Below are 17,319 nucleotides of genomic sequence, written 5' to 3' on the forward strand. Positions count from 1 at the left end.
CATGATCATTTCTGCTTCCACCGATTATCGCGCCGCTGCGCAACGCAAGCTGCCTCCGTTTCTCTTTCATTACGCCGACGGCGGCGCCTACGCCGAACACACGCTGCGGCACAACGTCTCGGACCTGTCCGAGATTGCCTTGCGCCAGCGCGTGCTCAAGAACATGTCCGAGCTCAGTCTGGAAACCCGACTGTTCGATGAAACCCTGAGCATGCCCGTGGTGCTGGCGCCGGTCGGCCTGTGCGGCATGTACGCCCGCCGTGGCGAAGTGCAGGCCGCCCGCGCTGCAGCGTCCAAAGGCATTCCGTTCACGCTGTCGACCGTCTCGCTCTGCCCGATCGAAGAAGTGGCCCCGGCCATCGACCGCCCCATGTGGTTCCAGCTTTACGTCCTCAAGGACCGCGGCTTCATGCGCAACGCCCTGGAGCGCGCCAAAGCCGCCGGGGTCAAGACCCTGGTGTTCACCGTGGACATGCCGGTGCCTGGCGCCCGCTATCGCGACCTGCACTCAGGCATGAGCGGCAAGAACGGCCCGATCCGTCGCGTCTTGCAAGCCATGACCCATCCGCAATGGGCTTGGGACGTCGGCGTGAACGGCCGTCCACATGATCTGGGTAACGTGTCGGCCTATCGCGGCAACCCCACCGGTCTGACGGATTACATCGCCTGGCTCGGAAACAACTTCGATCCGTCGATCTCGTGGAAAGACCTGGAATGGATTCGCGACTTCTGGGACGGCCCGATGATCATCAAAGGCATCCTCGACCCTGAAGACGCCCGCGACGCCGTAAAATTCGGCGCGGATGGCATCGTCGTCTCCAACCACGGCGGTCGTCAGCTCGACGGCGTGCTGTCCAGCGCCCGTGCGTTGCCCGCCATCGCTGACGCCGTAAAGGGCGAGATCAAGATTCTGGCCGACTCGGGTATTCGCAGCGGCCTGGACGTGGTGCGCATGATTGCCATGGGCGCCGACGCCGTATTGATCGGCCGCGCGTTCATTTACGCCCTCGCCACCCACGGTGAAGCAGGCGTGAAACATTTGCTCGAACTGTTCGAAAAGGAAATGCGCGTGGCCATGGTGCTGACGGGCGCCAAATCCGTCAGCGAAATCACCCGAGACTCGCTGGTTCGTGAGCTCGGCGCCTGAGCGCACGCTTTAGAAAACGCACGCGGCACGCCAGATGCCGCGGCGCCACGATGATGATCCCGTGAGGAAAACCGTATGAGCCTGCCCGCCTCGTTCCTGGACGATGTGAAGCGCCTGATCCCTGCCAACCGCCGTTTCGACGACCCGTTGTCGACACTTGCCTTTGGCACGGACGCCAGCTTTTACCGGCTGATCCCCCAACTGGTGATCCGCGTCGAATCCGAAGAAGAAGTGGTCACGTTGCTCAAGCTGGCGCAGGTGGATCACGTTCCCGTGACGTTTCGTGCCGCCGGCACCAGCCTGTCGGGTCAGGCCATCAGCGACTCGGTGCTGATCGTGCTCGGCGATAACTGGAACGGGCGCGAAGTCCGTCGTGAAGGCGAACAGATTCGCCTTCAACCGGGCGTGATAGGCGCGCAGGCCAACGCCTGGCTGGCACCGTTCGGACGCAAAATCGGGCCTGACCCGGCCTCCATCAATGCGGCGAAGATTGGCGGCATCGTCGCCAACAATTCCAGCGGCATGTGCTGCGGCACGGCGCAAAACACCTATCACACCCTCGCAGGCATGCGACTGGTGCTGGCCGACGGCACGCGCATCGATACCGAAGACGCCCAAAGCGTCTCGGCATTCCGTGCCACTCACGCCACGCTGCTCGAGCGTCTGCGCGAACTGGGTCGCGAAACCCGCGCCAACACCGAGCTCGCCGCAAAGATTCGTCACAAGTACCGGCTTAAAAACACCACCGGCCTGTCACTTAACGCGCTGGTCGACTTCGAAGAACCCCTCGATATCCTCAGCCACCTGCTGGTCGGCTCCGAAGGCACGCTAGGGTTCATCAGCGCAGTGACCTACGACACCGTGCTCGATCACCCGAACAAGGCGTCTGCGCTGATCGTGTTTCCCGATGTGGAAACCTGCTGCAATGCGGTCACCGTGCTGAAAACCCAGCCCGTCTCTGCCGTCGAATTGCTTGACCGGCGCAGCATGCGCTCGGTCCAGAACAAACCGGGCATGCCCGCGTTCGTGCGTGAGCTGTCGGAAAACGCCTGCGCGTTGCTGATCGAAGCCCGCGCGGCGACCCAGCCTTTACTGCACGAACAACTGGCGCAGATCATGGCCTCGATCGCGCACTTTCCGGTTGAAAAGCGAGTGGACTTCACGGAAGACCCCACCGAGAACGCCCGCCTGTGGGCCATACGTAAAGACACGTTCCCCGCCGTCGGCGCCGTACGCGAAACGGGCACCACGGTGATCATCGAAGACGTCACCTTCCCCGTCGAGCAGTTGGCGATCGGCGTGCGACGCCTGATCGAGCTGTTCGACAAACATCACTACGACGAAGCCATCCTGTTCGGCCACGCACTGGAGGGTAATCTGCACTTCGTCTTTACCCAAGGGTTCAACGATCCTGAGGAAGTCGCCCGCTACTCGGCCTTCATGGACGACGTGACGCAACTGGTTGCCGTTGAATTCAACGGCTCCCTCAAGGCCGAGCACGGCACCGGGCGCAACATGGCCCCATTCGTGGAGCTCGAATGGGGCAGCGATGCCTATCAACTGATGTGGCAACTCAAGCGCTTGCTCGACCCCCACGGCATCCTCAACCCTGACGTGGTGCTCAGCGAAGACCCACAGATCCACCTCAAGCACCTCAAACCGATGCCGGCTGCCGACGCCATCGTCGACAAATGCATCGAGTGCGGCTTCTGCGAGCCGGTCTGCCCGTCGAAAGGACTGACCCTGAGCCCGCGCCAGCGCATCGTCATGTGGCGCGACATCCAGGCCAAAAAACGCGCCGGCACCGACACCACCGAACTTGAACGCGATTACCACTATCAGGGCATCGAGACGTGCGCCGCCACCGGGTTGTGCGCACAGCGCTGCCCGGTGGGCATCAACACCGGGGAACTGGTGAAAAAGCTGCGGGGACAAGAAGCCACGCACGGCAAGACCGCCGTCTGGCTGGCGCATCACTTCACGACGGCGCTCAAAGGCGCGCGCTTCACGCTCCATGCCGCTAACGGCGCACGTATGCTATTGGGCGCGCCACGGCTGGCGAAGGTGTCGGCCGCGCTAACCAAGGCCTCTTCGGGCCGCGTGCCGCAATGGACACCCGCCATGCCACAGCCGGAGAACGCCATTCGCTTCACGCCTCCTGCTGACGATCAACGCCCGCGGGTGGTCTACCTCGCCGCCTGCGTTTCTCGGGTCATGGGCCCGGCCGCCACGGACCATGAACAAATGTCCTTGATGGACAAAACCCGCGGCCTGCTGGAAAAAGCCGGCTATCAAGTGGTGTTCCCCGACGACCAGGACAGCCTGTGCTGCGGCCAGCCTTTCGCTTCCAAAGGCTACGCAGAGCAGGCGGAGGAAAAGCGTCAGCAACTGCTTGCGGCGCTGATCAAAGCCAGTCGTGGAGGGCTCGACCCGATCTACTGCGACACCAGCCCCTGCACGCTTCGACTGGTTCAGGATTTGAAGGACACGCGCCTCGACCTTTACGATCCCGTCCGCTTCATTCGCACCCATCTGCTGGACAAACTGGTGTTTACCCCGCAACAGGAAGCCGTCGCGGTACACGTCACGTGCAGCACTCAACACCTTGGCGAAAGCCAGGCGCTGGTCGAGCTGGCCCGGCTGTGCAGCGTCAACGTCGTCATTCCCGAAGGCATTCATTGCTGTGGGTTTGCAGGCGATAAAGGCTTCACGACGCCCGAGCTCAACGCCCATTCACTGCGCACCCTGAAGGATGCCGTCCAGTATTGCAGCGAAGGCATCTCCACCAGCCGCACCTGCGAGATCGGTCTGACGCAACACGGCGGGATCGACTACCACGGACTGGTGTATCTGGTCGACCGCGTGACAAAACCAAGATCCGCTTGATGCACCCAAATGGGGCGATTTTCGCCCCATTTGGATGACACATTCTGCAACATGGCTTTTTCACACCACTTCGAAAATAAATAGAACCCCTGCGTACGAGGGCAGTCCATCTCTTTAAGCGCCACACCACGGGACGCTTATTCCTCTATCTCGGACATGCGCCTCATTGAACCGGCCATACCGAGTCCACAGGCTTAAGGAGATACACATGAAGCGCACAGCACTGACTGGATTGTTTCTGACCGCTGCACTGATGGGTTCCCCGGTATTCGCTGCTGATGACCTGTGCGGCGCCAACCTGCAGACCCTGAAGGACGCCCATACGTCCACCAGCACCAACCTGAGTGCTGACAGCAAGGCTGAACTGGAAAAAACGATTGATGCTGCGGAAAAGGCTCAAGCCGCGCACGATGAGAAAAAATGCATCGAGCTGACCACCAAAGAGATCACCGACCTCAAAACCGGCGGTGACGGCTCCGACGGCGGTACCGCCAAGTAATGCCCGGCCTGGGCCGGCCACGAGCCGGCCCGCCGATCTGCGCGAAGGCTCGGGGTGACGTATCCCGTTGATTCGGGTACACTCTGCGACCTGACTGCTAGAGCAGCAGAATTGGGGCCGATTAGGATTCGACGCCGGTGATGAAACTCTAGGGGCATGCCGACTTGGTAACAGAAGTCGTAAATCCACTGTTGCAACTTTCTATAGTTGCCAATGACGATACCTACGGCCAAAAGGATCTGATGGCTGCTTAATTGCAGTCACTAGACTAATTGGTTCTGGCAGCTTCGGCTCCAGCAATCACCAGGGGATGCCTGTAAACCCGAAGTGATTGTCATACAGAACAGGATCGCCGTGCAGTACGCTGTGGACGAATCGGCTAAAACTTACACAGCTCGCCCAAAGCACCCTGCCCGTCGGGTCGCTGAGGGTTAACTTAATAGACACGGCTAAGCATGTAGGCCCGAAAGCGGAGTACTGGCGGACGGGGGTTCAAATCCCCCCGGCTCCACCATTTGATCAACTAAAGACGTCCACGGACGTCTTTTTTTTTGCCTGAAATCCAGCAAAATCAAGGGCTTAAGCGCTATTTGGCGCTGGAGAGGTTTTTTGAGTTCCAGCCGTTTGGGTATTCCAAATGGTATTCCAAGCCATCCGGTGCTATTTTTTGGAATACCAAAACGGTGTCAGAGGTAGCTCTCATGCCTGCTCCAGCCCTTCGCCTTTCCGACCGCCAGCTCAAGGCAGTCAAGGCAGAAGACAAGGATTACGTCCTCAGCGATGGTGACGGCCTTCAGCTCCGAGTCAGGAGCAATGGCTCGATGCTGTGGAACTTCAACTACCGCGAGCCGGTAACCAAAAACCGTATCAATATGGGGCTGGGCACGTACCCAGAGCTCTCACTAGCGAACGCCAGGAAAAAAGTGGTTGAAGCGCGCGAGCTGCTTGCACAAGGCATTGACCCCAAGGTGCAACGCAATACACAGGACGAAGCCAAACGAGCGGAGACGGAACACACGTTCGAGAACGTGGCCACCGCCTGGTTCGAGCTGAAGAAGGACTCCGTCACGCCAGCGTACGCCGAGGACATTTGGCGATCGCTCACGCTGCACGTATTTCCAGACCTGAAAACAACGCCGCTCTCGAAAATTACCGCACCGATGGTCATCGAACTGCTTCGCCCAATCGAGGCCAAAGGCAGCCTCGAGACAGTGAAGCGATTGAGCCAACGGCTCAACGAGATCATGACCTACGGGGTGAACTCCGGGTTGATTTTCGCTAACCCCCTCAGTGGCATTCGGGCGGTATTCAAGAAACCCAAAAAACAGAACATGGCCGCGCTACGACCCGATGAGCTTTCCGAGCTCATGATCGAAATCGCGAACGCCAGCATCAAGCGGATCACCCGCTGCCTGATCGAATGGCAACTGCACACCATGACCCGTCCTGCCGAAGCGGCTACCACCCGGTGGGCAGACATCGACTTCGACAAACGCATCTGGACCATCCCGCCGGAGCGCATGAAAAAGCGTCGTCCGCACACCATCCCGCTGACCGAACAGGCACTCGCGTTACTGGAGGCGCTCAAGCCCCACAGCGGCCACAGGGAATACGTGTTCCCGGCAGATAGAAATCCGCGCACCCACGCCAACAGCCAGACCGCCAACATGGCGTTGAAACGCATGGGCTTCCAGGACCGCTTGGTGAGCCACGGCATGCGCTCCATGGCCAGCACCATCCTGAACGAGCATGGATGGGATCCGGAGCTGATCGAAGTCGCGCTGGCGCATGTCGACAAGGACGAAGTCCGAAGCGCTTACAACCGAGCTGACTACATCGAACGCCGGCGTCCGATGATGGCTTGGTGGAGTGAGCACATCCAGAAAGCGGCCACTGGCAACCTCTCGGCATCTGCGATCAATCAAACCAGGGACCACAACGTCGTGCCGATACGGTGAGCGCTCGCCGGACGCCGCCGGTAACCGAAAATGACTCCTTAGATGGAGTGATGGTTGATTTGGCGACACCGGCGACACCGGCGACAACCCGCGCAATACCTGGCCTGCAGCATGGCGACAAAAGTGGCGACTGTCGCCGTTGCAAGCCTCACTCTTGGGCTTCTCGGCCAAGCCCACGCGAGCGGGAAGGCTCCGCATTCCCACTCGCATGGGCTCTGCGTAATTGCATCTCACTTGACCACCTAATTGCATTGCCACTGACCAGTTATTTGGATTCGCGCTGACCAGCCGTTTGCAGTTGATGGGTGTCAGCGGGTGCCACTCAGTGCGAGTGCGTCAGCCAAGTACTGAAGGGCTCAACCGGCCAGAAGCAGACGTTCAGAAGGTGAAAACGATCCGACTTAAGCTCTCTAACCGAACTCAAAAACATACGGTTACTGGCTTGGGATTTTGGCTCCCGTTTTGAGTATCTACTACCGGTCTCTATACCTCTTTGTAATCATTCAGCCATCGAACTAATACGTCATAATCCGCCAAAGTCACATCCCATTTGCTTGACGTTTCATGTTCGACAAATTTTTTGGCTCCAGATGTAAATGTAGAAGTTGTAACTAAAATTGTTTTATTCGGTCCATCTTTTGTATTTTTCACTCCTTGCAGCGCTCTTACCAATGCTACGCCAATTTTATTATCCTCTGCATAGCGCTTGCACTCAATGAAGTATTTGTTGCGAATGCCAAGTGAGTCCGTATGTATTGCAATTATATCTTTACCCCCATCGGCGGTTCTCTGAGTTAAATCGACCTCAAATCCCTTTGCTCTGAAAATTTCAGTTACGACCTCTTCGAACTCTCTCGCTGTGATTTCTCGCACCAGAACCGGACTCATTTGTAATGCGATTACTAGTTCTTGTATTGACTCATAAAATAGTAGCAGATCCTCCGCGCTGTATATTTCCCTAAGATGCTCGATGCAAGGCTCACCAAGTGTTTCTACACCTTTTGAGTTATTGATGACGAAATTTAATAGACCTTCAGGATATTCTGAAACTTCAAAACTCAGGAAGATCGTATCTTCGCATTTTATGCAATCGAACCCATAAAAAACCTCATAAATATTTTCTTGACCCATGCCTCTTTCTGATCCGCCGACACATTCAATATCAAAGTCCTCAATTGATATCGAATCACTGTAACTACAGCAATCGCAGGCATATTGAATATTTCCAGAAAATTTCCACATTATCCCAACATTCCTTTTGTTTAAATATTCGCCCAGAGTGAGCGGTCCGGATGAGCTACCGAAGGGCTTCGAATCCCTATTCTAATGCGGTGGCAATGGACCAAAATCAGACGATTGCAGATGTAGGCACTAGCGTACACCGCTTCAAAAATAACGCATTCTTATAGAAGGGCTCTCGGACTGCTTGAAAACCTCACTCGGCCTGATATATATGAATATTTTGCAACATCTTAACAAGTGTAGAGGCTGATTCTTGAACTGGTGTTGGGTTGATATACCACGGACTATCATTTTCATCAGGATTACTAAAATTGAAAAGCAAATATCCGGTCAAAAATTCGTCAAAGCCACCCTCGCCTTCCTCTCCATAAGTTTCCTCGTGATAGTAGCCTTCATCTCGAAATAGTATGTCATTCAAATCGAGGGCGGCAAGATATGCTCTTCGCAAATACTGAAGGGCGAATATTCTCGCAGAGTATAAAGAAAGAGTGTTTAGCTGACTCAAACCTTCTTCGTAAGTTATAGGATCTTCGGACTCTAGCTTCTTAAGTGTGCCGTGATAGGTTTGCGCGATTTTATGGGCTTCTTCGTAAAGCTTGATAAAACCTGAAACTCCATTAAGCGTAAATAAGCTGACTCTTGATGAACGACCAAGCTGGGAGATTTCATTATGGTTTAGCTGGCTAGTTAAGCTTTCACAACCTGAAACGGCTATGGAGCAGGAGAGGCTTTCGCTAGCTTGGTAAATATTTTCGACTGCGACTTTAAGTCGGCTTATATCTAGACCATGAAGGTAAGGGTATTTATTGGTGAGGCTTTGTAAAGCCCCCCACTTAAGTGAAAGCAGGGTGCTTTCTAGAAGGTAGTTTCTGATCTCGGTCCAGCCAATTATGTGAAACCAAGGAAGACGGACAGCCGGCTCGACCGGGAACCGTTTATCTTCGTTTGCCTTCTCTTCTGTTTCACTGTTTTTTTCATCTACCCAAACTTGAAGTGAGGATTTCACTCTGTCATTCGAAATAAGAAAAAAATAGTGAGATACAACTCCTTGATATTTTTTGAGCTTAGTAAGTTCTTGCTCTAAGTCGCTGGGATATAAGCCCTCAACAAGTTTGCATTGAGCTACGGCTAGGCTTGCCTTGCATTTGATGTCAAACCCATATTGTCTGTCTCCTTTCGTGCCTTTGTAAGTTACATAGCTAGGGCTTATTTTGTTATGTATCTTTACGTTATGATCTTTCAGTATGAATTTGAAAAGATCTAGACAGATATCCTCAAACTCAGGGTCGCTCTCCGGTGGTTTTACACTGTGAATGCTACTTTGAATTGAGCGCCTTAATGGTTTCATAACTGAATATTCCATTTCAAAATCTTTTGGCTGAAAAGCTGTGCATGGATTTGAGGTGAAGAGTCGAAACGGGCCAGGTATTCTCCAAACCAATATATCAGGATGATGTCATTGAGCCTTCTGTTTTCGGATGCCTCCAGGGAATCTGCTCATAGGGCCTACTGCAACCGCCAGCCAGCCAATAAGGCGAGGGGGCAATTTAACCAATATTCCGGTCCAATTTCGACCCAAGCCGCTAACTGCGTAGCGTAGAGGTCGCACTGTATGGGTCGGAAACGGTCGTTCCTGAGCGTCCGCTATTGGCGAAAGCTGCCGTTCGAGACCGGCTCCTTTTGGCCGTCAGAGTCCCTCAGCTCACCGCCCAGTGAGCCTCCAAGCTAGTCTCTCGCCGCGATGAAGCAATGCTCGCCCATGAACTTCAGCAAGAGCTCAGGGAGCGGTGCCAGTCCGGTTGGGCCACTGCACTGCCAGGCGCCAGCACCGTAGCTGACTCTCAACTCCTGAGAGCCTTGAAGCACAAGTGCGGGTTGGGTGTCGTCATAGGTCTCAGAGTAGTAGTAAGTCATTCCCGGCAATGCACCTTTCGAACGTTTCAGCGCAAGGAACAGAGCGTAACTACTTAGCTCCGCGTGGTACCCGGAAAGGCGCTTGCGTGACAACAAATAAATGTCACCTGATTCTTCACGGTGTATGAGACGTTCCCCGCAATAGTCAATAAGCTGCGGCTCCGCTACGACATACCTCCGCCAATCCGTGCAGACTGCAGTCTCGATGATTTGCTGCAGCGCAGCATTCGCATTGCCTTCGATGCGGTCGAGCAGATTCTGGAACTCGCGCCGGCCGATCACCCTCAACCAATTCTCCGACCTGTCACGATAGGTACCAGCATCGGGTTGGCAGAAGGAGAACTTGGACGATCCACGCCCAATCAGGTAGTCGTCCATGGACAACAAAGCACGCTCAAGAAGGTGATCTGTGGAGGCGCGCACGCCCTCATCGAGGACGGCTCTAGCTCGCTCCGAGTAGCGGGCAAATGCGTCAAGGTCAAGTGGCCCGTCGGATGGAGTGCTGAAGTCAAGCAGAAACCCAATTTTTCCTTGCAAGTATGGATGTGCCTCCGCTTCAATAAACGAGGCCTCCCGTGTCGGATCTTCAACAATCAGTCCCACCTTGCGCACTTCTTCCTTTGCCTGCTCGCCACTGAAGCCGGCGGGAGGCTCGATCGCTTTGGATAGCGATTCGTACAGATTTCCGACGTGAGAAGCCAGGGCCTGCACCCCTTTGACAGCAAGGATGGCTATGTAGACATCGTCGACACGATGGTTAGCGAGAAGGTTTGAGGTGATGCGATCCCATCTAGACCGCTCTATCTCCAGTTCAGGCGAGCCTGACTTCGCCGCGGGACTATCCACCCAAGCAACCACGCAGAACAGTCTTATTAGATCGAGGTAATCGCTGTTAGGTGCCAGTGCTTTCTCCAGCGTTTTCAGATCTGACGCCGAGGCAGTGTCGCAGAAGTGGTCCAATACCACCGAGACGACTTGCGCACTCGAGGGATTGAATGCCCCTTGGGCCTCGAGTTCCCGCAGCGGGATGTAGCCGCGCGCATGGCGCAACTTCGTGATCCATTCTATTGTCGATCTTGATGCGCCATAAGCACGCTCGATTCGATTACAGGAGTCGAAGAATGCCATCACGTACATGAAGCGAAGGTAAAGCTCGTCAACCGCTTGCCCAATGGCTAAGCCCTTTTTCTGGGAGGCAAGGCGCCAGAAAAGGTCCATCCACTTCTGGTCCATTGCTAGATCGAATCTGCTGGCCCAAGGCTCTGACGCCACACTCCTGACAAGCCATGCCTTAAAATGCTCGAAGGGCGTGAGCGGTTTGCCCCGGGCATTCATTTTAATGTACAGATCGTCGGTCAGGCCGAAGCGCTCCAAGTCGAGAAAGTGGAAAGTAATCTTGGGCTGCTGCTCATCCACGAGTCGCGCATACAGGCCTTTAGTGACACCAAACTTCTGGGCAATGGAGTTGAGTGTGGTCAGACAAGCCGCGACAGTAGGATCGCTGCGCCACGACAGGAAGAACCAATTGCTGTCGACCAAGTGTGCCGAGAGTTTGCCGTTCCAATGCTTCCCGTCCGCTGGGGGCGCAATGACGGCGTTTGCGAGCGCATCGAAGAACTCAGCAGAACTAGGCCGCGTGGCATAGGTGAACCTAGAGCGTCCGCCTTTTGTCCAGCGCCCCCTGAAATCTTCCAGTTGCCCCTCGCACATTGCGGTGTACCAGTGCAGGAGGAACAGAGTTGTTAGGCGCTGCTGGCCGTCAAGTAGCGAGAGCACCCTTCCTGCGCCGTCCTCGAATGTTCCATAGATGAAGTCGAGATCAAGCCCGTACTCGTGCTCACTGTTCAATGCGTCCCACAACGATGTCAGAAAGCCATCCAAAACGTCGGTGGACTGCTTGCGGCCTTGGGCGTAGTCACGTTGGATGATAGGGATTTCAACGCCATCTACGCTTGAGAAGAGCGTCGCGAATGAATGCTGCCGTGCCTCGCTCATGCGCATGCTCCGTTATATGTGAAAAAGCGAACCAGCGTACTACTGAGTGCGTGCTGGTGCTCCTTCGCATCTACTCGACTCCAGACCAGCATTTCGTCGATCTTGGTGCTGTAGTACTTCAGGAAGGCATTTTTTGTACAAGGCGGAACGAAGCGCCCCGCCTTGTCCAGCGCGATGAGTTTGCGCCGCTTGTGAGGGAAGATAGCGTTCCCGTAGCTTCGGTTTGTACCAGCGTCAAGCAGTGTCAAGTTACCAATGCTGTTGTCGACTTCAATATCTGAACCCGGATCGTAGCGATCTATGACGTCGTTGAACGCAACTTCAAATGCGGAAGCGTCGAAGGGCTCCTTGTCACGCAGCGTCCGCAAGCGCTCAACCAGCTCCTGCTCGGATGTGGGGGGGACACGGCCTACCGCTGCCAACTCGGGCTCGGAGAAGTATTCGACAGCCTGTCCGAGCCAGGCTTTTTGGGCGTCAATACGCTGAGGCATGTCAGACTTTACCGAGCGAATATGTTCCAAGTCCCACTGATCTTTCTTAAAGTGGTCGAAAGGGAACCACGGCCCGCTATCGCCGAGTTCCAGTAACGAAGCGATGTTGAACAGCAGGAGCAGACGGCGGATGGACTCACGATGCGACTCATAGTCCAACTGCGCGACGTGGTCTTCAACGAACCGGGCCAAATCGCTTTCACCCGCGACACTTCGAGATTTACCAAAGACCAGCTTGAACACTTCTGCCTTGAGCGCAGCTCGAAAGGCTGTCTTGGAACCAGAGCTTCGCGCGAGGTCGCGTATCTGTCCCACTTTGACGTCTTGGCTTAGGAGAAAGCCAACAATGTGATACAAGAACCGGTCCCTGAACCACTCGTCGAGTTGCAGAAACATTCGTTTTACTGCGTCCCACTCGCTTGTAACCGCGTCCTGCTTTTCAGTTAGATGCGTGTTGAATGCAAGGAACAGGCTGTTGGTATCCCAGCGATTCGCAACCTGCTGTAGTTCGTCGGCCCGTAACCCAAGGACTAGGTCAATCCGATTCGCTTCTTGTTGTCGATTGGCCAAGAAGTACCAAAAAGCCTCTTCCTGCAGACGTCGCTCGATCTCATCCCAGTCCTGGGCAATCCTCAACTGCTGCAATTGCTTGGCGCGTATTCCTTCACCGTCGAAATTGCCACCTCGCAAGAACAGGGCCTTCACAAGCTCCGCGTTCGTGAGCGGGATTTTGCCAACATTCAGGCGCGTGAATACGTCAATCGGCTCGACGGACTGGTCAACCTCGTACCAGATGACTCTGACCTCATTCAGAAAGGCGGCCTCGATGTAGTTCAGCCGGTTGCTCCTAGGCTTGAACCAATCGCGAACGGCTTGGTACGCCTGCCAGATATGGAAAAAATCGATGTTCTCCTCATGTAGCTCTTCGTCGAGGGTGCGCAGATAGCTCGCGCTGTTCTGACGAGTCTCGTAGTTGAGTGCGAACAGAGTCTTGCGCTCGTCAGCTACCAAGCGGTTGTTGAAATAGGAGAGGATCAGGAAGATCGTGGTAAGCCGTTGCTGCCCATCAATGAGTTCCCAGTGGCCGTTGCGTTGTGTAACGACGATTGGCTGCAGGCAGTAAAACTCTCCCTGAACCTGCCTTTTCCTTTCTGTGAAAGCGGCCACATCGTCAAGCAACTCAGTAACTTGCCGAGAGGTCCAGCGATAGCCACGCTGGTAAGCGGGGATGAAGAACGACTCGGTCATTAGCTGGCTGACCGAGCGCAGCTGAAGATCACCTGTGCTCATAGGACCTCGTTGGGTAGTTCCCGCATAGCGCAAACCGTGTGATTTGAGATGGCCGTCCGTTCCAGGCAGCTCTCCCTTAAATAGCTAAAGCTTGTTCGCTAGCAGACCGATTGAAACCGTGCTAACCCTGGGCCGCGAATTTCCCCAAGGCTGGGGGAAATCGGCAAGATGTTACCATCTGCCGGGCACCTTGAATCGCCCCTAGCATCGTCGACGGCGTGTTCTCTGAGCAGCTCAGGTGTAGAGCGTCCCGGAGTGACGAAGCTTGACGTATTGGGTCGTGACGAACCTGGAGATGGCGGCGACAAAATCCTGCACCAGTAGGTCGTTCAATAGGAAATCCCGCAAGGCGAAGCCGCTCTGGAGGACGTCGAAGCGCGGAAGCGGTGTATCGAGCGCCGCGCCCGACAGGTGCACTAGGTTGTTCCGGACCGCCTGCAGCACTTCGTCGAAATCCAGGGCGAGGTCTTCCGCCGTAACGCAGGCTAGCTGGTTCCGGGCGATCTCCAGCGCTACGCCGAGGCCGCCAACGGTTGGAACTCCGGCCGTTTCCACCGTCGCGGTTGTCCAGTGCTCGTGGAGTGGATTCGGCGCGACGATGTTGAGATCGACGCGCGTTCCGCTCATGTTCTTCAGCACGCGTTTCAGCTTTATCTCTACCGGTGCATCGGCAAACGAGTCGCTGAAATCGGTGACGCCTAATGGCATCGGGTCGTGGAACTTCACGATGTAGGTGCCCGTTGCGGTGTCCGCGGTGACCTGCGCGCGGCTGTAGGCGTAGACGTCCTTTGATACCGCACCGTGCGTGAAGGAATAGCCGTGGCTCGAAAGGACGTCGCGCAGCGTCGCCTCGGCCGCAATCGATAGCAGCGCCACGGCAGCGTCGTTGCGCTTCTGCCGTCGCGCCGTCGCAGCGCTTGAGAGGTAGTTGACGACGTAGGGCGGCACGACAGCGCCCCAGGGACGAGCGAACCACTCGCAGCTCATGCGCGTCTCCGGTCCGTCAGCCGGCAAGCGAACAGGCCATTCCACGATCCAACGCATGTCCGTGGAAAGCGAGATTGTTTCGTCGGGTTGTTCTGTCTCGATGCGCAGCCGATCCAGCAGATCTTGCGGCCGGTAGCCCGGAACGCCGCCTTGCTCGTCGACGTCGCGGTAGACCTCCTCGAACAGTTGAAGCGCTATCGCTAGGCCTCGCAGCATCATCGGCGATTGGAAGATCCTCGCGATCTCGTTTCTCTTCCTGCCGAATTCGGCGGGACCGGTCGGCGCGACGACATGCGAAGGCGTGCCCACTGTCAACCGGTCCATGGCAGCGAACAGCAGGTGTTGCGAGCCGCCCAAGAGTTCGAGCACAGTATCAAGTGTCCGCTCTAGCACCCTGCCGCTGACATGAACGGGGTACTTCATACCGTCTCTCCAAGGTCGAGATCACGCACAAGGACCGAGAGCGCCTGCTCTTTCTGCTGGAGCGACCTTTCGACAACGTCGCGTTCCTCCTTGGCAAAGGCGACTCGACGGACAATCTCGGCCTGGATATTCTGAGGAGGCACGGGGATCAAAACCTGTTTCAAGGCCTCTAACCTCAGCATCGTCATTACGCTCCCGCCGGCGCGCGCAATTAAGGCCTCATGCACATAGCGACTGTTGATCGCGATCGCGAGGTACTCTGGCAGCACGAGCGCGTTGTACACGCGAATGCGGAAGATGTGCCGGTTGATGGGAAACCGGCCACTCTCGATGAGCGCAGCGGCACCTAAATAGGTGCTCAGACCGTTCATCACGATGTCGCCTTCGTTGGCGACCGCCTTGGGGTATTGCTGCACCTCGGCGTCGTCTGCTCGATCCATCGGGTCCAGCTGTATCTCCAACGGACGTATCGCGCCAGGCCCAATGAACACGACATCTCCAGCGTCCTTCGAGCGTCGGATGGCGCCGCCTTTGGTCACGAGAGCGAGGCTTTCCAGCGAATGATGCTTGAAGGAGGCGAGGGGAAGCTGCCGTTGCGCTTGGCGCGCAAGATACGGGCCGGCGCTCAGCACGCCTTGCGCAGGCGTCGCCGTCGCGGTCAGACCGAGGTCATCGTCCCCGACGTCATAATTCTGCATCCACGACCTAAATCGCTCCAAGACATGGGGCAGCCCGGGTAATGACGTGCAGTCGAAGCTGTCCTGCTGCTGGCGATTCTGGGCTTTTGCAAAGAAAAGGACGTCCCTTGTGGGCGCCGACTTGTCGAGCACGACGATGCTCGCTGCCACGCCCGAATCGGGCTGGAAGGTGCCTACGTCAAGCACGGCCTGCAGCCCATTACGCAGCAGGAGTTCCTGCAGCTGAGACCTGTCAGGATTGCCCAGTGGACCGTTCGGTAGCAACGCGACGATCCGGCCCGTGGGAGACAGGCGCGTTAGCGCATGGTGAATATAAGCCTCCGAGCTCGACAGCACGCCGCCTTGCCGGTCGCTGAATCTCTCATGACGGACGGTCAGCCCAAAGGGCGGCGCTACGAAAATGCGGTCGGATAGATCCTCCCGCCGGTGCGGAGGTCGCGTGGACTTGAGTGGATCGCCGATCGAGATCGAGGGTAGGTCGGCACCGAACACCAACTGCTGCACGCAGGCCCACATGGCATCAGTCGCATGGCGAGCAAACAGGACCATGTGCGAGGGCGGTGTGGTTCCCGCTAGGCGCACAGCTGCTGATAAGTTGCCCAGGCCACAATGAAGATCGAGCACCCGGTCGCCGGGTTCGATGTCTGCGAGGCGCACAAGCAAATCCGCGGTCCAGCGCGGCAATCGGGTGGCTCCCGATGACTTGGGATAGCGGCTCAGGATCTCGTCGAGCAGCGGCAGCGCGTCGGCGGGCGCGAGCTTGTCCAGCGCCGAGGTATTGAGCAGGTCGAGTGCTTCTTCGTAGGCTCGCGGCGGAGTTAGGTCCTGTCTGGCGACGAAGGCAAGCGTCTCTTCGAAACCGGTGTCCGATGCACCCGGCCATTCCGACCGGGCCGCGGCAAGCGCCGCCTGCGAATGGGAACCGCCGACCAGCAAATCGCAGAACATCTCGCGGCCGCGTCGCCGCTGCAGGTGCGCATAAAAGATTAGGGCTAGGGCTTCGGGCGACCACCGTTGCTGGCGCGAGAGCTCCAGTATGTTGCGCAAAGTGCGTCTGACTCCCGCTATCCGACTGGCGCGGGACTGACTGTCGGAGCCTCCATAGACCATGTCTCGATAGGTCTTCGGCGTCGCTAGCCGCAAGGGCCGGCCCGATTCGTCAGTCTCGAACCAGAGCATCTGCTGGCCATCGGACACAAGGAAGAAACGCGCCCCAACTTCGATCGCCGCGAATTGGATCTGGCGGATCAGGGCGTCGAACGGAAGTAGCCTGGAGTCCCGAGGCAGATTGTCGAGGCGCTTGGCTTCACAGACGATCCTAATGCGACCGTCCAGCATCACGACCAAGTCCAGGCGCGCGTTACGACTAGTCTGGTATTCTCGTTGAATCAGTTCGGTGGGGTATCCGAGCTCATGAGTCAGGTAGGCATGGATACGCTGCACTGCCTGGTTTTCATTCATCTTCCTTGCCCTTCCGTTGTCCGTCCTGGCGAGTGATCTACAACGATCGTCCGAGGCCTGGAGGCGGACTTTATCATGTGATCAAACGATATAGCAGTACACATCGAGTGGAATAACTGGGTCAGGATGCTAAGGGTGTGTCGGCATTGCCGGCAACCGATGTCTTGTGCACTCTGCCGCGTTAGAAAGCTCACGGAGCACGTGCGACATCATCAAGCTATGGCCTAGAGATTTAATTGCATGTTGGCAGGAGCACAACTACGCGATATGCATTTTGGCATCCCGTGGCTGTTTCGAGAGTAGTCCCCTAGGCAGTTCAACTTCGGCT

10 protein-coding genes and 1 other RNA gene are annotated in these 17,319 nt (G+C 56.4%); 5 read left to right on the forward strand and 6 right to left on the reverse strand.

What is annotated here, in order from left to right:
• Position 1: 1 nt before the first annotated feature.
• The 5 genes from lldD to BMY73_RS14660 all read left to right on the forward strand — a co-directional run bounded on the left by lldD (position 2) and on the right by BMY73_RS14660 (position 6,490).
• Complete coding sequence (lldD, locus tag BMY73_RS14640; RefSeq protein WP_092407924.1) at positions 2 to 1,147, forward strand: FMN-dependent L-lactate dehydrogenase LldD; 1,146 nt, start codon at positions 2 to 4, stop codon at positions 1,145 to 1,147.
• Between the two features lie 75 nt (positions 1,148 to 1,222).
• On the forward strand, positions 1,223 to 4,033 hold the full coding sequence (locus tag BMY73_RS14645) for an FAD-binding and (Fe-S)-binding domain-containing protein (RefSeq protein WP_092407926.1): 2,811 nt from the start codon (positions 1,223 to 1,225) through the stop codon (positions 4,031 to 4,033).
• A gap of 208 nt (positions 4,034 to 4,241) precedes the next feature.
• A complete protein-coding gene (locus BMY73_RS14650; RefSeq protein WP_092407928.1) occupies positions 4,242 to 4,532 on the forward strand; it encodes a hypothetical protein in 291 nt (96 codons plus the stop codon).
• 113 nt (positions 4,533 to 4,645) lie between these two features.
• Positions 4,646 to 5,046, forward strand: a transfer-messenger RNA (tmRNA) gene (gene ssrA, locus BMY73_RS14655).
• 187 nt (positions 5,047 to 5,233) lie between these two features.
• A complete protein-coding gene (locus BMY73_RS14660) occupies positions 5,234 to 6,490 on the forward strand; it encodes an integrase domain-containing protein (protein ID WP_092407930.1) in 1,257 nt (418 codons plus the stop codon).
• Positions 6,491 to 6,973: 483 nt separating this feature from the next.
• On the opposite strand, the gene BMY73_RS14665 is transcribed toward BMY73_RS14660, so the two are convergent.
• From BMY73_RS14665 to BMY73_RS14690, 6 genes are all read right to left on the reverse strand, one after another.
• Positions 6,974 to 7,732 carry a restriction endonuclease gene (locus tag BMY73_RS14665; protein WP_092407932.1) on the reverse strand — a complete coding sequence of 253 codons (759 nt, stop codon included), beginning with the start codon at positions 7,730 to 7,732 and terminating at the stop codon, positions 6,974 to 6,976.
• 193 nt (positions 7,733 to 7,925) lie between these two features.
• The gene (locus tag BMY73_RS14670) at positions 7,926 to 9,095 is read right to left on the reverse strand and encodes a hypothetical protein (protein WP_139214231.1); all 1,170 of its coding nucleotides are present in this window, start codon (positions 9,093 to 9,095) and stop codon (positions 7,926 to 7,928) included.
• 362 nt (positions 9,096 to 9,457) lie between these two features.
• Positions 9,458 to 11,641, reverse strand: coding sequence for a DUF262 domain-containing protein (locus BMY73_RS14675; RefSeq protein ID WP_092407936.1), 2,184 nt, complete (start codon positions 11,639 to 11,641; stop codon positions 9,458 to 9,460).
• A complete protein-coding gene (locus tag BMY73_RS14680) occupies positions 11,638 to 13,422 on the reverse strand; it encodes a GmrSD restriction endonuclease domain-containing protein (protein WP_092407938.1) in 1,785 nt (594 codons plus the stop codon). Before BMY73_RS14680 ends, BMY73_RS14675 begins: the two co-directional genes overlap by 4 nt.
• A gap of 234 nt (positions 13,423 to 13,656) precedes the next feature.
• Positions 13,657 to 14,832 (reverse strand): hypothetical protein, encoded by a 1,176-nt coding sequence (locus tag BMY73_RS14685; protein WP_092407940.1) that lies wholly within the window; start codon positions 14,830 to 14,832, stop codon positions 13,657 to 13,659.
• Positions 14,829 to 16,991 (reverse strand): type I restriction enzyme HsdR N-terminal domain-containing protein, encoded by a 2,163-nt coding sequence (locus BMY73_RS14690; protein WP_092202081.1) that lies wholly within the window; start codon positions 16,989 to 16,991, stop codon positions 14,829 to 14,831. The genes BMY73_RS14685 and BMY73_RS14690 overlap by 4 nt, the downstream gene beginning before the upstream one ends.
• Between the last annotated feature and the right edge of the window lie 328 nt (positions 16,992 to 17,319).

This window comes from Pseudomonas sp. NFACC02, from assembly GCF_900110765.1.
GTDB lineage: Bacteria > Pseudomonadota > Gammaproteobacteria > Pseudomonadales > Pseudomonadaceae > Aquipseudomonas.